The sequence below is a fragment of the Arsukibacterium sp. genome (assembly GCF_041616895.1).
In the GTDB taxonomy this organism is placed as follows: domain Bacteria; phylum Pseudomonadota; class Gammaproteobacteria; order Enterobacterales; family Alteromonadaceae; genus Alishewanella.
Map to the genome: position 1 here is coordinate 1 of NZ_JBFJPY010000070.1, position 17,821 is coordinate 17,821.

The 17,821-nt window shown below is 48.1% G+C and carries 17 protein-coding genes, 2 tRNA genes, 1 pseudogene and 1 CRISPR repeat array; of the genes and pseudogenes, 2 read left to right on the forward strand and 18 right to left on the reverse strand.

The features are described from left to right. The 15 genes and pseudogenes from ABY802_RS11980 to rlmE form a co-directional block, all read right to left on the reverse strand. Positions 1 to 596, reverse strand: a pseudogene (locus tag ABY802_RS11980) (polyribonucleotide nucleotidyltransferase); the annotation flags it as partial. A gap of 189 nt (positions 597 to 785) precedes the next feature. Next, positions 786 to 1,055, reverse strand: coding sequence for a 30S ribosomal protein S15 (gene rpsO / locus ABY802_RS11985; protein ID WP_097111796.1), 270 nt, complete (start codon positions 1,053 to 1,055; stop codon positions 786 to 788). Positions 1,056 to 1,154: 99 nt separating this feature from the next. Next, positions 1,155 to 2,108: a tRNA pseudouridine(55) synthase TruB gene (gene truB / locus ABY802_RS11990; RefSeq protein ID WP_372627364.1), complete on the reverse strand. Its 954-nt coding sequence runs from the start codon at positions 2,106 to 2,108 to the stop codon at positions 1,155 to 1,157. Further along, the gene (gene rbfA / locus ABY802_RS11995) at positions 2,108 to 2,542 is read right to left on the reverse strand and encodes a 30S ribosome-binding factor RbfA (protein WP_372627366.1); all 435 of its coding nucleotides are present in this window, start codon (positions 2,540 to 2,542) and stop codon (positions 2,108 to 2,110) included. Before rbfA ends, truB begins: the two co-directional genes overlap by 1 nt. Positions 2,543 to 2,623: 81 nt before the next feature. Further along, a complete protein-coding gene (gene infB, locus ABY802_RS12000; RefSeq protein WP_372627368.1) occupies positions 2,624 to 5,308 on the reverse strand; it encodes a translation initiation factor IF-2 in 2,685 nt (894 codons plus the stop codon). A 25-nt stretch (positions 5,309 to 5,333) separates the two neighbouring features. Further along, positions 5,334 to 6,830 carry a transcription termination factor NusA gene (gene nusA, locus ABY802_RS12005; RefSeq protein ID WP_290613043.1) on the reverse strand — a complete coding sequence of 499 codons (1,497 nt, stop codon included), beginning with the start codon at positions 6,828 to 6,830 and terminating at the stop codon, positions 5,334 to 5,336. Positions 6,831 to 6,864: 34 nt separating this feature from the next. After that, positions 6,865 to 7,320, reverse strand: a complete 456-nt coding sequence (rimP, locus tag ABY802_RS12010; protein WP_372627370.1) for a ribosome maturation factor RimP — start codon at positions 7,318 to 7,320, stop codon at positions 6,865 to 6,867. Positions 7,321 to 7,468: 148 nt separating this feature from the next. Beyond that, positions 7,469 to 7,545, reverse strand: a tRNA-Met gene (locus ABY802_RS12015). A 75-nt stretch (positions 7,546 to 7,620) separates the two neighbouring features. After that, positions 7,621 to 7,705 (reverse strand) — tRNA-Leu (locus tag ABY802_RS12020). 12 nt (positions 7,706 to 7,717) lie between these two features. Further along, complete coding sequence (secG, locus tag ABY802_RS12025; protein ID WP_372627372.1) at positions 7,718 to 8,041, reverse strand: preprotein translocase subunit SecG; 324 nt, start codon at positions 8,039 to 8,041, stop codon at positions 7,718 to 7,720. Between the two features lie 2 nt (positions 8,042 to 8,043). Beyond that, on the reverse strand, positions 8,044 to 8,781 hold the full coding sequence (gene tpiA / locus ABY802_RS12030) for a triose-phosphate isomerase (protein WP_372627374.1): 738 nt from the start codon (positions 8,779 to 8,781) through the stop codon (positions 8,044 to 8,046). A 120-nt stretch (positions 8,782 to 8,901) separates the two neighbouring features. After that, on the reverse strand, positions 8,902 to 10,236 hold the full coding sequence (gene glmM, locus ABY802_RS12035; protein ID WP_372627376.1) for a phosphoglucosamine mutase: 1,335 nt from the start codon (positions 10,234 to 10,236) through the stop codon (positions 8,902 to 8,904). Then, on the reverse strand, positions 10,233 to 11,072 hold the full coding sequence (gene folP / locus ABY802_RS12040; RefSeq protein WP_372627378.1) for a dihydropteroate synthase: 840 nt from the start codon (positions 11,070 to 11,072) through the stop codon (positions 10,233 to 10,235). The genes glmM and folP overlap by 4 nt, the downstream gene beginning before the upstream one ends. Positions 11,073 to 11,215: 143 nt before the next feature. Continuing rightward, entirely contained in the window at positions 11,216 to 13,138 is a 1,923-nt protein-coding gene (gene ftsH / locus ABY802_RS12045) for an ATP-dependent zinc metalloprotease FtsH (RefSeq protein WP_372627380.1), read from the reverse strand. Positions 13,139 to 13,193: 55 nt separating this feature from the next. Then, positions 13,194 to 13,823, reverse strand: coding sequence for a 23S rRNA (uridine(2552)-2'-O)-methyltransferase RlmE (gene rlmE, locus ABY802_RS12050; RefSeq protein ID WP_372627382.1), 630 nt, complete (start codon positions 13,821 to 13,823; stop codon positions 13,194 to 13,196). Positions 13,824 to 13,905: 82 nt separating this feature from the next. Here rlmE and yhbY point away from each other — a divergent pair, with 82 nt between their 5' ends. Further along, positions 13,906 to 14,202: a ribosome assembly RNA-binding protein YhbY gene (yhbY, locus tag ABY802_RS12055; RefSeq protein WP_372627384.1), complete on the forward strand. Its 297-nt coding sequence runs from the start codon at positions 13,906 to 13,908 to the stop codon at positions 14,200 to 14,202. Between the two features lies 1 nt (position 14,203). Here yhbY and ABY802_RS12060 read toward each other — a convergent pair whose 3' ends face one another. Continuing rightward, positions 14,204 to 14,602 (reverse strand): hypothetical protein, encoded by a 399-nt coding sequence (locus ABY802_RS12060; RefSeq protein ID WP_372627386.1) that lies wholly within the window; start codon positions 14,600 to 14,602, stop codon positions 14,204 to 14,206. Between the two features lie 158 nt (positions 14,603 to 14,760). Here ABY802_RS12060 and ABY802_RS12065 point away from each other — a divergent pair, with 158 nt between their 5' ends. After that, on the forward strand, positions 14,761 to 16,527 hold the full coding sequence (locus ABY802_RS12065; protein ID WP_372627388.1) for a DEAD/DEAH box helicase: 1,767 nt from the start codon (positions 14,761 to 14,763) through the stop codon (positions 16,525 to 16,527). A gap of 76 nt (positions 16,528 to 16,603) precedes the next feature. Here ABY802_RS12065 and ABY802_RS12070 read toward each other — a convergent pair whose 3' ends face one another. Together ABY802_RS12070 and ABY802_RS12075 are read right to left on the reverse strand one after the other, a co-directional pair. Continuing rightward, complete coding sequence (locus ABY802_RS12070; RefSeq protein ID WP_372627390.1) at positions 16,604 to 16,870, reverse strand: DksA/TraR family C4-type zinc finger protein; 267 nt, start codon at positions 16,868 to 16,870, stop codon at positions 16,604 to 16,606. Positions 16,871 to 16,980: 110 nt separating this feature from the next. Further along, positions 16,981 to 17,175: a hypothetical protein gene (locus ABY802_RS12075; protein WP_372627391.1), complete on the reverse strand. Its 195-nt coding sequence runs from the start codon at positions 17,173 to 17,175 to the stop codon at positions 16,981 to 16,983. 188 nt (positions 17,176 to 17,363) lie between these two features. After that, positions 17,364 to 17,819: direct repeats of the CRISPR family, unit length 29 nt; unit sequence CGGTTTATCCCCGTGCTTACGGGGAACGG. Positions 17,820 to 17,821 lie beyond the last annotated feature (2 nt).

A 17,821-nucleotide genomic window follows, 5' to 3' on the forward strand; every position in this document is an offset into this window, starting at 1 on the left:
ACGTCTTCTGACAGAATGTTCGCTTCTGATTCGACCATCAGTACCGCGTTATTGGTACCAGCAACGACTAAGTCGAGTTTTGAGCTTTTCAGCTCTTCTTCTGACGGGTTTAATACATACTGGTTATTGATATAACCCACCCGCGCCGCACCAATCGGGCCAGCGAACGGAATACCTGATAATGCTAAAGCCGCTGAAGTACCAATTAAGGCGACGATATCTGGCTGAATTTCAGGTTGTACTGATACTACCGTAGCAATAACCTGAACTTCATTGGTAAAGCCTTCCGGGAATAATGGACGGATAGGACGGTCGATTAAGCGGCAAATTAGCGTTTCGCCCTCACTTGGCCGGCCTTCACGTTTGAAGAAGCCACCCGGAATACGGCCAGCTGCATACATCTTTTCCTGGTAGTTTACGGTTAACGGGAAAAAGTCCTGACCAGGTTTAGGTTCTTTTTTACCAACAACAGTTACTAAAACTGAAGTATCTCCCAGGCTGGCCAGCACTGCGGCATCTGCCTGACGGGCGATTACGCCGGTTTCTAAAGTAAAGGTATGTTGGCCAAACTGAAATGATTTTACGATGGGAGTCACGTGTGTATTTCCTTAATCTTAATCGCCGAATTGCGATGTTTTTCTCTGTGTTTTCTGCCTGCACAGTATACTCTGTAACCGGTTACAAAAGATAGTTCAGTAAAGAGCTCAGTAAAAATAGTGTTTAAATCTTTCCCATAAAAAAAGAGGCTAAAAAGCCTCTTTTTTTGCAACGTTATCGCTTAGCGATTAACGACGTAAACCTAAACGACCGATCAGGGTAGTGTAACGGCTCTGATCTTTGCCTTTTAAGTAATCTAACAGCTTACGACGCTGGCTAACCATACGTAACAAACCACGACGAGAATGGAAGTCGTGCTTGTGTTCAGCAAAGTGGCCTTGCAGGTGAGTGATTGACGCAGTTAACAGGGCAACCTGTACTTCTGGTGAACCAGTATCGCCTTCTTTTACAGCGTAGTCAGCAACAATTTTTGCTTTATCAGCAGCGCTTAATGACATATTTAACTCCAATGTGAGTGAACTAAAATAAGGGTATCGCCGATCACTCATCCAGCAGACCCCAGAAAATCCGGCGTATAATAGCACTTTACTGTCTTTTTACAAGGCGTTTATTGCCGTAGCGGCTTGTTGTACAGCACTGGTGTTCAGCAAGCGGCGTGAACTCAGTACGCCTTGCTGTACCTGGCCGATACCAAAGAATACCTGGCCTGGCCCGATTAACTTAATCGCAGCAATATCATCCGCTGCGACACTGCAGTGCTGGCCATGTTGCAACTGATGTTGTTGCTCAGCACTAAGTACAATCGCTGGCATAGCAACAATACCGGCATCCAATGGCAGTAATAACGCGTCTAATGGCCTAAAATCGGCACTGCTGTGGCATTGCTCTGCCATGGCATCTAGCTGGGCAGGCTTTACCATTTGCGCAGCAGTAAAAGGCCCTACCTGGGTGCGGTGTAATTTGCTGACATGGCCACCACAGCCCAATAGCTCCCCTAAATCGTCAATCAGGGTGCGAATATAAGTGCCTTTAGAGCAATGAACCACAAAATCAGCGTGCTTACCGCTACGCCGTAACAGTTCAAACTTAAATATGGTAATTGGCCGGGCTTCCCGCTCTATGGTAATACCCTGACGGGCATACTTATAAAGTGGCTGACCCTGGTACTTTAACGCGGAGAACATGGTGGGTACTTGCAGAATATCGCCCCGCAGGCTGTTAAGCGCCTGCTCCAGCTCTGTGTCGCTAAAGTTAACAGGCCGTTCGCTAATTACCTCACCCTCTGCATCGCTGGTGCTGGTTCTTACTCCAAAACAGGCAGTCACCAGATAAGTTTTATCCGTATCCAGTAAGAACTGACTAAACTTAGTGGCCTCACCAAAACAAATGGGTAATAAACCAGATGCCATCGGATCCAGTGCGCCGGTATGCCCGGCTTTTTGTGCCTGGTATAGCCAGCGAACCCGTTGCAAAATGCCGTTGCTACTAACTTCCAACGGCTTATCCAGTAACAGAATGCCATTAACTGCTCTGGCATTTTTACGTGCCATTACTCATTAGCTCCGTCGCCGTTCGTATCTGAATCAGTATCTGTCGGCTCCATGCCGGCATCTTTGCGCTTTCTCTCATCTTCCTGGCGCACTGATGCCACTAAACTTGCCATGCGGATCCCTTCATTTAATGACTGGTCAAAGGCAAAGCGGATATGCGGCACAATCCGGGTCTGAATGCGCTTGCCAATTAAACTGCGGACATAGCCAGCGGCATCATTTAAAATTTTCAGATTGTCTTCCACCTTGCTGTCATCCATACCTAGAAAGGTAACAAACACCTTGGCATGTGACAGATCACGTGATACTTCGACGTCAGACACAGTAATCATTGAGTGCAAGCGCGGATCTTTAATTTCGCGCTGCAGAATAACCGCCATCTCTTTCTTAATGTGTTGAGACAACCGGTCAACGCGGGAGAATTCTTTTGCCATGTTAAGCATTCCAAATTTGGGGTCAGGGAAAACACAACAGGGGCACTAAAGGCCCCTGTACTATGTGTTGCCAGCGGTACTTTATAAGGTACGTTCAACCTGAATGGTTTCAAATACTTCGATCTGATCGCCTTCACGAACGTCGTTGTAATTTTTAACACCGATACCACATTCAAAGCCGTTTCTGACTTCGTTCACATCGTCTTTAAAGCGACGCAGTGATTCCAGCTCGCCTTCATAGATAACCACGTTATCACGCAGCACCCGGATAGGGGCGTTACGTTTAATCAAGCCTTCAGTTACCATACAGCCGGCAATCGCGCCGAACTTCGGTGAACGGAACACATCACGTACCTGCGCTAAACCGATAATTTGCTGTTTAAACTCTGGTGCCAGCATACCGGTCATGGCGGCTCTTACTTCATCTAACAGCTCATAAATGATGCTGTAGTAACGTAAATCCAGACCTTCATCTTCTATCATCTTACGGGCTGACGCATCAGCACGAACGTTGAAGCCGATAATGATGGCCTGCGATGCTGCAGCAAGGGTTACGTCAGTTTCGGTAATACCACCTACGCCGCTACCAATGATTTTAATTTTCACTTCATCAGTAGACAGTTTAGCCAGTGATTCAGAAATCGCCTGTACCGAGCCTTGCACATCACCTTTTAATACCAGGTTAAGTTCAGAAACATCGCCCTCTTCCATGTTAGCAAACATGTTTTCAAGTTTAGCTTTTTGCTGACGCGCCAGCTTAACATCACGGAATTTACCCTGACGATATAAAGCAACTTCACGTGCTTTACGCTCATCTTTAACCACGGTAACTTCGTCACCAGCCTGAGGTACGCCTGATAAACCTAAAATTTCAACCGGAATTGACGGACCTGCAGATTTTACGTCACGACCATTTTCATCGCGCATCGCCCGGACACGGCCGTATTCAAAGCCACACAATACGATATCGCCCTGATTCAGCGTGCCTTCCTGCACCAGAATAGAGGCAACCGGACCGCGGCCCTTATCTAAGCGGGATTCGATAACTGCACCACGTGCCAGACCTTTTTTAACCGCTTTTAATTCCAGCAGTTCGGCCTGGTTAAGGATCGCTTCCAGTAAGTCATCAATACCAATACCAGATTTGGCCGATACCTGCACAAACTGCGTGTCGCCGCCCCATTGCTCAGAGATAACATCGAACTGGGATAGCTCGTTTCTTACTCTGTCAGGATCCGCTTCTGCTTTATCAATCTTGTTTACTGCGACCACCAGTGGCACGCCTGCTGCTTTGGCATGCTGGATTGCTTCTTTGGTTTGCGGCATGACGCCGTCATCCGCTGCAACCACCAGAATAACGATATCCGTTGCTTTAGCACCGCGAGCTCGCATTGAGGTAAACGCAGCATGGCCAGGTGTATCAAGGAACGTCACCATACCGCGGTCAGTTTCAACGTGATAAGCACCAATATGCTGGGTAATACCACCGGCTTCGCCATCAGCAACTTTAGCTTTACGAATGTAGTCCAGTAGTGACGTTTTACCATGGTCAACGTGACCCATTACGGTAACAACTGGCGCCCGTGGCTCCAGCTCGCCTTCACCTTCGCGGTCAGACATTACCGCCTCTTCCAATTCATTCTCTTTGGTCAGGGTGAACTTGTGGCCCATCTCTTCACAAACAATGGCCGCTGTTTCCTGATCAATGACCTGATTAATGGTCGCCATGGCGCCCATCTTCATCATGGCTTTAATCACTTCAGACGCTTTTACCGCCATTTTAGAGGCGAGCTCGGCAACAGTAATGGTTTCACCAATTTTCACTTCACGCTCTACCGGCTGGGCAGGCTTATTAAAGCCATGCTGCATGCTGGTTGGCGTTTTCTTTTTCTTAGTATGACGGTTAGCACGGTTAAAGGCTTCCTTGTCATTACCATCATCTTTCTTTTTACCTTTGGCTGGCGGGGCTTTTTTACCCACACCACGACGACCAGCACGCTCTTCTTTGGCGTCAACTTCGTCTTCTGCCTGTTTAGCAAATTCATTGCTGGTCAGGTGGTAATCGTCTTTTTCAGTTGATTTGGCTTTTTCTTCCTGGGCCCAGCGTTCACTGTTTTCTTCAGCCAGCTTGCGTGCTGCTTCTGCCTGTTTCTTGGCTTCTTCTTCCAGCTTGCGCAGCGCTTCGGCTTCTTGTTGCTGACGCATGTGCTCAGCTTCACGCTTAGCTTCTTCTTTCGCGGCACGACGCGCCGCTTCTTCCGGATCGTCTTTTAACAGCTGAGCCTGTTTCGCTTCTTCACGTTTCTTCGCTTCTGCCGCTTTACGCTCCGCTTCTTCTTTCGCTTTAGCGGCAGCAATTTCACGTGCCTTATGCTCGGCTTCCTGCTTGGCGCGATTCGCTTCTGCGTTAGCCTGTTCTTCCGCCAAACGGGCTTCTTCCTGGGCTTTTAAAGTCGCTTCGTCCACAACCGGTTTTTTGATGTAGGTTTTCTGCTTACGCACTTCAACCTGAATTTCCCGGTTACGCCCGGCGCCGCCGGCCACACTTAACGTGGTTTTTTCTTTACGCTTAAGGGTAAGCTTGGAAGGTTCTGATGATTTACCGCCATGCTGCTTGCTTAAATGTAACAGCAGGGTTTTTTTCTCATCTTCAGATACCTGCTGCCCCGCAGCTTTAGTAATACCTGCATCAGCAAATTGTTGTACTAACCGATCAACAGTTGTACCGACATCACTGGCCAGCTTCTCTATGGTGACTTCTGCCATTTGTGTTGTTACCTCCGTTGACTACTCAGTTACTTTCACTAAACCAAACAATATTGCGGGCAGCCATTATCAGCTCTGCGGCTTTTTGCTCAGTTATATCTGCTATATCTAATAAATCGTCGACACCTAAATCGGCCAGATCGTCCAGGGTAGTTACACCTTTGCTGGCAATCACGTACGCGGTATGGGTGTCTAAGCCTTCTAACGCTAATAGCGCTTCGGTTGGCTTGGCATCTTCTAATGATTCTTCGCTGGCTAGCGCACGAGTGGTTAGCACCGCTTTTGCTCTGCCACGCAGCTCTTCTACAATTTCTTCGTCAAAACCGTCTATCGACAGTAATTCGCTGATGGGTACATAGGCCACTTCTTCCAAAGTAGAAAAACCTTCGTCAACCAGTACATCAGCAAAATCTTCGTCAATTTCCAGCGCATCCATAAAGGCCTGACGCACTTTCTCAGTCTCTTCCTGATGCTTTTTCTTCATATCAGAAACCGACATTACGTTCAGCTCCCAACCTGTTAACTGACTGGCTAAGCGCACGTTCTGGCCATTACGACCAATCGCCATAGCCAGGTTAGAGTCTTCAACGGCAATGTCCATCGAATGAGCGTCTTCATCAACAATAATCGAAGCCACCTCTGCCGGAGCCATCGCGTTAATAACGAATTGGGCATCGTTATCATCGTACAACACGATATCAACCCGTTCACCGGCCAGCTCGTTCGACACGCCCTGTACCCGTGAACCACGCATGCCAACGCAAGCGCCGACCGGATCTATCCGGCGATCATTACTTTTAACTGCAATTTTTGCCCGAGAACCCGGATCACGGGCTGCACCACGCAGTTCTATCATTTCTTCGCCAATTTCAGGCACTTCAATCCGGAACAACTCAAGCAGCATTTCCGGACGGGCACGGCTTAAAAAAAGCTGAGCGCCGCGTGCTTCTGGCTTCACATCAAATAATAAGGTACGGATCCTATCGCCTGGACGATACGTTTCCCGCGGCAGCATTTCTTCGCGCGGTAACATCGCTTCGGCGTTATTCCCTAAATCAACGATAATGCTGTCACGATTGACCTTTTTAACGATGCCGGTTACCAGCTCGCCTACTTGGTCAATATAAGCTTCAACTACCTGAGACCGTTCAGCTTCACGCACTTTTTGTACGATAACCTGCTTGGCCATTTGGGTGGTAATACGGTCAAATTCGATAGAGTCGATTTGCTCTTCGTAGAAATCACCAATCTGTACCTCTGGCGCATCATACTGTGCTGCTGATAAGGTAATTTCCCGGGTAGGGTGTTCCTGCACCGCATCATCTGCGACCACTTCCCAACGTCGAAAGGTTTCATACGAACCAGTTTTACGGTCAATATTTACCCGAACTTCAATATCGCCTTCGTTTTTCTTTTTAGTGGCTGCAGCTAATGCAAACTCCAGTGCCTGGAATATTTTTTCCCGCGGTACTGATTTTTCATTTGATACTGCATCGACAACCAATAATATTTCTTTTGCCATTGTATCTGCCTCGTTCTGACGCGACCCGAATACCTTAAAAAACCGGTACCACGTTTGCTTTGTCTATATTATCCAGCAGCAAACGATAGGGTTTGCCATCGACTTCCATAACGAGCATGTCAGCGTCAATCGCCTGCAACATGCCTTTGAATTTTCTTCTGTTATCTTGCGCAATTGTCAGCTTCACTTCAATTTGCTGACCTACTGCCTGTATAAAGTGTGCTTCGGTAAACAGCGGACGGGCTAAACCCGGCGACGATACTTCAAGGGTGTATTCGTTAGGGATTGGATCTTCTACATCTAATACCGCGCTCACTTCACGACTTACCAAAGCACAATTCTCGACTGTAATACCGTCACTATGATCAATATACAGACGCAATGTGGTGTGGCGGCCGGCACGCAGCAGCTCAATACCCCATAAATCAAAACCGGCAGCAGTAACTGTCGGGTTCAACAACTCAACCAGTTGTTGTTCTTGTTTAGTCAAAAAGACCTCCGAATACACCAATAAAAAATGGGCATAGCGCCCATTACTGCATAAAACTGACACGCCAGATACGAAAACGCCCCGAACAAGCGGGGCGAAGTAACATCCGAACAACACCCATATCGCCAATGAAGTATTGTTGAAAAGTTGGTTGCGGGAGCCGGATTTGAACCGACGACCTTCGGGTTATGAGCCCGACGAGCTACCAGACTGCTCCATCCCGCGTCCGTGTAATGGCGCATATTATATAGCGCCTTGCCTGTTATCGCAAGCCTTGCATCACAAAGCTATTGATTTAGTTGGTGCCGAGAGCGGGACTTGAACCCGCACGTCCGAAGACACTACCCCCTCAAGATAGCGTGTCTACCAATTTCACCACCTCGGCTTAAATAAGAGGTTAACCTACCGGTATATCGCTGTTATCATCTTTCTTCACGGGTGCCTGCTCAACAGCAGGAGCAGATAAATCCCATTCATCGACCGGTGCGCTTTGCTTCGCGGTGTAATTACCTAACACAATACTTAATACGAAAAACAACGTTGCCAACACCGTCGTGGTTTTTGTTAAGAAATTGCCGGTACCCGATGAGCCAAACACGGTTGAAGAAGCACCTGCTCCAAAGGCAGCACCCATGTCAGCGCCTTTACCATGCTGAATTAATACCAGGCCAATTAACGCCATGGCTACCAATAAATAAACTACAATTATAATCTCGTACATGCTTAGTCCTTTGCACTTTGGCAAATTTGCATAAATTCTGCTGGTTTCAGGCTGGCACCGCCAACCAATGCACCATCGATATCAGCTTGTGTAAACAGTGCCTGACAATTTGCTGCGTTTACACTGCCGCCATATAATATTCTTACGTTTACCGCCGCTTTACTATCATACTCAGCAAGCTGGCGCCGAATAAACGCATGTGTCTCCTGCGCCTGTTCCGGTGATGCCGATTCACCCGTACCAATAGCCCACACTGGCTCGTACGCAATTACTGATTTTGCCAGTAATTCGGGGTGCGAAGCATACACCGCCGCTAATTGTTTCGCAATAACCTGCTCAGTATTTTCTTGCTGGCGTTCAGCTAATGTTTCGCCAATACAAAGCACTGGCGTTAAACCGGCAGTAACTGCCTGCTGTATTTTTGCACAAATCAGCTGATCTGACTCAGCGTGATACTGGCGGCGCTCTGAATGCCCGGCTAAAACAAAACTGGCGCCGGCCTCTTTAATTAAACCACCACTGAGCTCGCCGGTATAGGCCCCTTCAGCATGCTCACTGATATCCTGAGCACCTAACGAATAATGCCCACTGACCGGAAAATACGCCAGCAAGGTTGCCGGCGGACAGATCAAAACATCAACCTCTGAATTTAGGGTCGTTAACTGCTGCGAAACAGTTTCAATCAGTGCTCTGGAACCATTCATCTTCCAGTTGGCAGCGATTAATTTTTTTGCAGGCATAACGTTATTTCCTATTTTAATGCGCCGGGATACTAACCAAGCATGCCGCTAAGAACAAGTAATAACCACGAAACAACAGACTAACTGCGGTTAAAATGCTCAACACGCCGTAGTTAACATTCAGCTTGCCAGTTTGACCGCCGCCGCGATTTGCTCGGCATATTCACGTACCAGGATAGCATCTTCACCTTCAACCATTACCCGGATAAGAGGTTCAGTACCTGATTTACGGATCAACACCCGGCCCTTACCTGCCAGCAAGCTCTCCACTTCGGCTATTTTCTGAATAACATGCTGCTTTTCAAGTGGTGCGGTGCCTTTTTCAAATTTAACATTTACCAGTACCTGCGGTAATTTATGCATACCTTCGCTCAATTGAGCCAGGCTTTCACCGGTTACCAGCATGGCATTTAGGACCTGTAACGACGCGATAATACCATCACCAGTGCAGGTATAATCTAAGTTAAGCACATGGCCGGAGTTTTCACCTCCAATCCGCCAGTTCTTCTCACGCAGCAGCTCCATGACATAGCGATCACCGACTGCACTTCGCACAAACGGAATATCCAGTTCCGCCAGCGCTAACTCCAGACCAAGGTTACTCATCAGGGTACCGACAACACCGCCTTGTAAGGTTTTTTCGCGCTGCGCGCAGCGGGCAATAATATAGACAATTTCGTCACCATCCAGCACCCGTCCTTGCTGGTCCAGCATCATAACGCGGTCGCCGTCACCATCGTAGGCAATACCTAAATCGGCTTGCTGCTCAAGCACTGTTTGCTGTAATAAATCGGTATGGGTTGCGCCACACTTGTCATTAATATTTAAGCCGTCGGGTTTGCAGCCAATGGCAATAACTTCTGCGCCCAGTTCTTTAAATACTGCCGGTGCAATATGGTAGGTGGCACCATGAGCACAATCGATAACAATCTTCAGGCCCTTTAATGATAAATGGTTTTTAAGATGACTTTTACAAAACTCAATATAGCGCCCTGCTGCATCTTCAATGCGCATTGCCCGGCCCAGCTTCTCAGAGGGCTCACATACCATAGGCTGTTCAAGCTCATGCTCAATGGCCAGCTCGACTTCATCGGGTAATTTGGTGCCATCGGCAGAGAAAAATTTAATGCCGTTGTCATAATAAGGATTATGCGAGGCACTGATCACAATGCCTGCCTCTGCCCGGAATGTCCGGGTTAGGTATGCGACCGCCGGTGTCGGCATAGGACCAAGTAAACGAACATCGACGCCGGCAGCGATGAGACCAGCTTCAAGCGCTGTTTCCAATAAGTAGCCAGAGATCCGGGTATCCTTGCCAATCAGCACTTTTCGAGTACCACGTGCTGATAAAACCCGGCCGGCGGCCCAGCCCAGTTTCATCGCAAATTCCGGAGTGATTGGAAACTCACCCACCCGGCCACGTACACCATCGGTACCAAAATATTTTCTGCTCATGCTTCTACTCCATAGCGTACTGCAGTGGCTACCTGCACTGCCTGTACCGTCTCTTTCACGTCATGCACCCGGATTATCCGGGCGCCTTGTAATGCTGCAATTGTGGCACAGGCCAGACTGCCTGCCAAACGCTGTTCAACCGGCACCTTTAATAAATTGCCAATCATTGATTTTCTTGACATACCTGCCAGTACCGGATAACCCAAGTCGCTCAGTTGCGCTATTGCGGCCAGTAACTGATAGTTATGGCTCATATTTTTACCAAAACCAAAACCTGGATCCAGGATAATCTGATCCTTGGTAATACCAGCAAACTGACAATCCAGCGTCCGACGTTGCAAAAATTTAATCACCTCTGCCACAACATCATCATATTGTGGCTGTTGTTGCATGGTGCGGGGTTCGCCCAGCATGTGCATCAGGCATACCGGTACCTGTAATTCTGCAGCACATTGCAACGCACCTTCGCCTTGCAATGCCTGCACGTCATTAATCATATCGGCACCGGCCTTAACCGCAGCTGACATGACTTCAGCTTTGCTGGTATCAATCGATATCACACAATCAAAGCGTTGCCGTATAGCTTCAATTACTGGCAGCACCCGATCCAGCTCTTGCTGCAACGGCACGGCACTAGCGCCCGGGCGGGTTGACTCACCACCGAGATCGATAATCGTCGCGCCATCAGTTAACATTTGTTCAGCCTGACGCAGCGCTGCATCTGGCGCAAGATGCTGACCACCGTCTGAAAACGAATCGGGCGTAATATTCAAAATGCCCATAACCACCGGGCGGCTCAAATCTAACTGACGTTGGCGGGGAAGTTTTAACAGCATAGTGGCACCCTTTAACCCTATTACGTTGCATGCGGGCAATTAAATAAACAAACCCCGGCATGCCGGGGTTTGGAGTATAAACAGACTTTACGATAAGTGCATGCAGTTACTGCATATTTCAGCACACAGCGTTAACCGTAGTATTAATGCAGATTGCCCTCTGACGGTTTATCGGTTGCTACCGGCCCTTCTTTTTCGACTTTCGCTTTACCTGATGAATCGTCATCACTGTTGCCTTTATCTCGCGGCTCCCAGTTTTCAGGCTGGCGCACTTCACGACGCTCCATCAAGTCATCAATCTGTTTGGCATCTATGGTTTCATATTTCATCAGCGCATCTTTCATCGCATGTAATATGTCCATATTCTTTTCAATTAACTCTTTCGCCCGCACATAGTTGCGGTCTATAAACACCCGTATTTCAGCATCTATTGCTTTTACAGTGTCTTCCGACATATGTTTATTTTTACTAACGGAGCGGCCTAAAAAGACTTCACCCTCTTCATCAGCATACAATAACGGTCCAAGCTTTTCTGAAAACCCCCACTGGGTCACCATTTTGCGAGCCAGGTCGGTGGCGCGTTCGATATCGTTAGAAGCTCCGGTGGTCACGGACTCAAAGCCATAAATCACTTCTTCAGCGATCCGACCACCAAATAATGAGCTAATCATACTCTCCAGATGACGCTTACTGTGGCTTACCCGATCCCGCTCTGGCAGGTACATGGTCACACCCAATGCCCGACCGCGAGGAATAATACTCACTTTGTAAACCGGGTCATGATCTGGCACCAACCGACCCACTATGGCATGGCCTGCTTCATGATACGCGGTTGCTTCTTTTTCTTTTTCGGTCATCACCATTGACCGGCGCTCGGCACCCATCATGATTTTATCTTTGGCTTTCTCAAATTCGTCCATCGACACAACCCGACAACTGCTGCGCGCTGCAAACAACGCGGCTTCGTTAACCAGGTTGGCTAAATCGGCTCCTGAGAAACCCGGCGTACCGCGAGCAATCACTGAGGCATCAACCCCATCCGCCAATGGCACTTTACGCATATGAACTTTTAGAATCTGTTCACGACCTTTTACATCCGGTAAGCCTACGACAACCTGACGGTCAAACCTGCCCGGGCGCAATAAAGCCGGATCAAGCACATCTGGCCGGTTGGTCGCAGCAATCACGATAATACCTTCGTTGCCGTCAAAACCATCCATTTCAACCAGCATCTGGTTTAATGTTTGCTCGCGCTCATCGTGCCCACCACCTAAACCGGCACCGCGCTGGCGGCCAACCGCATCAATTTCGTCAATGAAAATAATACATGGCGCTGCTTTTTTCGCTTGCTCAAACATGTCGCGTACCCTAGAGGCACCAACACCTACAAACATTTCGACAAAATCAGAACCTGAGATAGTAAAAAACGGTACTTTTGCTTCACCGGCAATGGCTTTTGCCAGTAAGGTTTTACCGGTGCCCGGTGGGCCTACCATCAGCACGCCTTTAGGGATTTTACCACCCAGCTTTTGAAAGCGTGAAGGGTCGCGCAGATAATCCACCAGCTCGGAAACCTCTTCTTTGGCCTCATCACAACCTGCAACGTCAGCAAAAGTGGTTTTAATCTGGTCTTCGCCCATCAGCCGTGCTTTGCTCTTACCAAACGACATGGCACCTTTGCCACCGCCGCCTTGCATCTGGCGCATAAAGAAAATCCACACGCCGATTAATAACAACATCGGGAACCAGGAAATAAAAATAGTGGCTAACCAGCTACTCTCTTCAGGTTTAGCACCAATCACCCGAACGTCATGGTCTAATAAGTCTTTCATTAAACCAGGATCATTCACCGGTAATACTGTCTCGAACCGTTCACCACTGTTACGCAAACCGGTGATGACACCGCTGCGTTCAATTTTGACTTCACGGATCTGGCCCTGGTTTACGTCTTTAATAAACTGGGTGTAACTGGTTTGTCTATCTGCATTTTCACTCGGGCCGAAGCTGTTAAACACCGACATCAGTACTACTGCGATAACCAACCAGACAATCAGATTTTTTGCCATGTCGCTCAAGGTTATAACCTCATCTTCGCTTAAAAAAAATTTACCGGCTACTTTACTAGACTTTGAAGCCGGTCGCCACGATATATGTTTCCCGAGACCTGGCACGGGACGAATCGGGCTTGCGTATTTTCACGGTGCTGAATAATGCCCTGATATCCTTTAAAAAGGCTTCAAAGCCATCCCCCTGAAACACTTTGACCACAAAACTGCCATTTTGCTTCAAGGTTTTTTGACACATATCTAAAGCTAGCTCTACCAGATACATGGAGCGGGCCTGATCAGTGGTATCATTACCACTCATATTCGGCGCCATATCAGATAGTACCACATCTACGGTTTTACCGCCGATCCGGCTCAGTAATGCCTCTAAAACAGCTTCTTCCCGAAAGTCGCCCTGCAAAAAAGCCACGCCTGCCAGGGGATCCATCGGCAATATATCACACGCTATCACCGTGCCACTCTGACCAACAACACCCACCACATACTGCGACCAGCTGCCGGGCGCCGAGCCTAAATCAACCACAGTCATGCCCGGCTTCATCAGCTTGTCTTGCTGCTGAATTTCTTCTAACTTAAAAGAAGCCCGCGACCGTAAGCCCAGCTTCTGTGCTTTTTGCACGAAATGATCATCAAAATGCTCTTTTAACCATCGGGTTGAACTGGCAGAGCGCTTTTTCTTGGTCATAGTACCACTCTTAAATAGTGTTATGCCTGAGATGGCGCTACAATAGGCAAAAATCAAGCTTGAATCCGGATATTCTACCTATATGAGTTTAACCAATAAACAAAAACAATTCTTAAAAGCTAAAGCGCATGACCTTAAACCTGTTATTTTGCTCGGTAGTAATGGCCTGACAGAGGGCGTAGTAGCTGAGATTGAAGTCGCGCTGAACTTTCATGAATTAATTAAAATTAAAGTGCCGACTGAAGATCGCGAGCAAAAAGTATTGATCATGGATGCAATTATTCGTGAAACCAAAGCTGAGAAAGTACAGGTAATTGGTAAAACCCTGGTGTTATACCGCCAGAGCGAAGCGAAAAAAATTCAGTTACCACGTAACTAATTTACCCGGCCAGATAACCGGCTGTCTGCAAGGCTTTGCGGGCAGCATGCTCATCTTCAGCCACCTGACTAACCAGGTCACGCGGTTTCATCGTATCGGTTGCTTTAACAAACTGCCACATCACTAGTGCATTATCAGCGTAAATTGTTACCACGTATCGTAAGTTGTGCTCAAAACACCAGCGGGTATTATCGGTTAACACGCTAAATACGCTGGCTGGGCTAAGTTGCCAATGGCGAATATCAAGCACAATTGCCCATGGTGCAGCCAGCAATGGCCGAACCAGCTCCCGGAAATCCTCAACATAATCATTGGCGGTTCGATCATTCCAGATGCCAGTGGCCCGCACCCACAAGACGCGTTGTTCCAGGCTAAGACTAAATGCTTGCATATTTTTCATTAGCATCTCCAGCTCAATAGCGGTTACTCTACCTGATACGCAACAAACCAAAACGTTAACCTTTGCTTAAATTGTAAGAATTTATGAATAAACATAACCAGGCGATCCGGCAAAAGTGAATAATCAATTTAAAACTCGCAGTAAGCTAATTTAATCTCATGGAATTAAGAGACTATCAGCAACATGCCGTTGCTGCGGCAGTAGCACATTTTAAGCAAAGTAATCAGTCCGCTGTGATGGTCTTACCGACCGGTGCCGGCAAAAGCCTGGTGTTGGCTGAGCTAGCCAGAGTAGCTAAGGGCCGGGTACTTATTCTTACTCATGTCAAAGAATTGGTTGCTCAGAACGCCGAAAAAGTGGGGATCCTGAGCCAGCCCGGCAGTATTTTCGCTGCGGGGCTTAACCAGAAAGACAGTTCCGCTAAAACAGTGATTGCCAGCGTACAATCTGCTGCCCGCAATTTGTCACAGTTCGAGCAAGCATTTTCCTTACTGATTATTGACGAGTGTCATCGGGTTAGCCTCAATGCCGACAGTCAGTATCAGCTGCTATTTAGCCAATTGCGCCGGCAAAATCCAGCGCTGAAAATTCTCGGTCTGACCGCCACGCCCTACCGGTTGGGTACTGGTTGGATCTATCAGAGTCACTATCATGGCCGGATTGGTTCTGCCGAAACGGCAAGTTTTGAGCATTGTATTTTCGATCTGCCTTTAAGACCGTTAATTAACAAAGGCTATCTGGCAAAACCGATATTACTCGATGGTTTAGCCGCTCAGTATGACTTTAGTGCCCTGCAGCCATTAAGCGGCATGGACTACAGTGAGCAGGATATTGAATCGGTGCTGGGCAAAATGGGTCGGGCCACCAAGCTAATTGCTGGCCAGTTGGCTCAGTTGGCTGCCAGTAAACAGGGTGTTATTGTTTTCGCTGCCACAGTGCGTCACGCCAATGAAGTACTGAACCTGCTGTTGCAGCATGGGCAGAGCGCGGCGCTGCTTATTGCTACAACGCCTGACAAGGAACGGGATCAACTGATCGCCGCTTTTAAAGCAAAACAACTGAAGTTTTTGGTGAATGTGGCGGTACTTACCACTGGCTTTGATGCGCCCCATGTCGATTTAATCGCGATTTTACGCCCCACCGCTTCGGTTAGTTTGTTTCAGCAAATGGTTGGCAGGGGTCTGCGCAGTGCGCCGGATAAAAACCAGTGCCTGATCATTGATTATGCAGCCAACGGTTATGACTTGTTTTATCCGGAAGTAGGTAGCCCCCGCCCCAACAGTAAATCTGTGCCGGTACAGGTACCCTGCCCGGAGTGTGGCTTTGCTAATATTTTCTGGGGGCTGACTGATAACGACGGCGATATTATCGAGCACTATGGCAGACGCTGCCAGGGTTTGCTGGCGCCCGATACAGACGCAGCAGTCAACCAGTGCAGCTATCGGTTCAGAGCCAGAATATGCCCCGACTGCGGTGGCGAAAATGATATTGCCGCACGGCAATGCCAGCAGTGTCAGTCGCAACTTATTGATCCGGACAAACGCTTAAAAGAAGTACTTAGCAGGCAACACCATCATTTATTTCGCTGCCAGCAGATGCAGCTTATTGACCACAACGGTGATTTAAAAGTGCATTATCAGGACACTGATGGCAATCCGTTTTATCGCTTTTTTAAAATGCAAACAGCAGCACAGCGCCGGGCGCTATATGCCTTGTTTATTAAACCGCATAGCCGCACGCCTGGCTTAACTCAGAAACAATATCATGCGGCCAGCGAGCTGGTGGCTGATCAGCACAAGTTTCGCATGCCGCAGCTGATCCTGTTAAAAAAGCAGCCCAAAGGCTGGCAACATCTCGACAGTTTTTTTGATTACAACGGTCGCTATGATAATTCTGAAAAATACTCTGGCAGCTTTTCTGATTAAAACTAAGCCTGTCGATGTATCTACTACTAAAGTGATTTATCAAGACAGGTATCGGAGTAGACAAACGTTATACTCGCTATCTGAGTTGACTGTCTTTGCTACCCCGTCGGTTCAAACCGCCGGCTTTTGTCTGGTTTTTCTCAAACGCTTCCTGACAGGCAATACAAAGACGCACGCCCGGAACTGCCTTGCGCCGCTGCTCAGGAATACGCCTGTCGCATTCGTCACAATGAACCGCGCTGTCACCAACGATTAATTTACTTCGGACCTGTTGCACAGCATCGTCAACACTGGCATCAATTTGCTCCTGCACCGCGCCATCCCGCGACCATCCTCCTGCCATAGTAGTCTCCGCTCTATAAAATAGCATTGTTCCGCAAATAACGTGCGGCCTTACTTTAACTCAAGACTAGCATTTCCTGCTCAAAACGCATGCGTGACAAAGCAGCTTTACTATTTCTTATCTAGGCGGGCAATGTTAGCTGCAAGGGCAGTATAATCAACAGGAATACTACTGGCAAAGCTAACGTCCAAGTGACGCTCAATCCTGGCATGGCTATCACAACTGGTTTTGTCTTTAGCATGGCAGGCAGCAACATTGGTGCTTTTTTTAAGCATAGTTTTTATTTCTTTTGCAATGCTATTCAAATCCGGCCTCCTACATAACATAAAACGCTTTAGTTTTTTAGGATAAAGCTAACAATATTATTCAGCGTTATCAAAGCACACACCGTTACGACTTTCAAAGAAAAGCAACTCAATGGTCTTACCCTCATTTCAATCCACGCGCCTGCGTGAGGCGCGACCCTAACTAGCGGCGTTACATACAAAGTTAACGGTTTATCCCCGTGCTTACGGGGAACGGTTTATTGGAATAGCTGCTTTAGTAGTCGGCGGCGGTTTATCCCCGTGCTTACGGGGAACGGTGGTGGCGCAGTAGTTAGCACAGTCGCAACCACGGTTTATCCCCGTGCTTACGGGGAACGGTAGCGACATAGTTGCAGGGTTAACAATTGGCGCGGTTTATCCCCGTGCTTACGGGGAACGGGGTAGTGGGTCTGGCGCTGTAGTAACTTTTGGCGGTTTATCCCCGTGCTTACGGGGAACGGTCAGCCATCATATCTTCAATGAGCTGGCCGGTCGGTTTATCCCCGTGCTTACGGGGAACGGAACGCAAGGAAGGTTGGCACGAAGAGCATCCGCGGTTTATCCCCGTGCTTACGGGGAACGGTCTTTACTAATGGCCGTGGCAATAAAGTTATCCGGTTTATCCCCGTGCTTACGGGGAACGGAT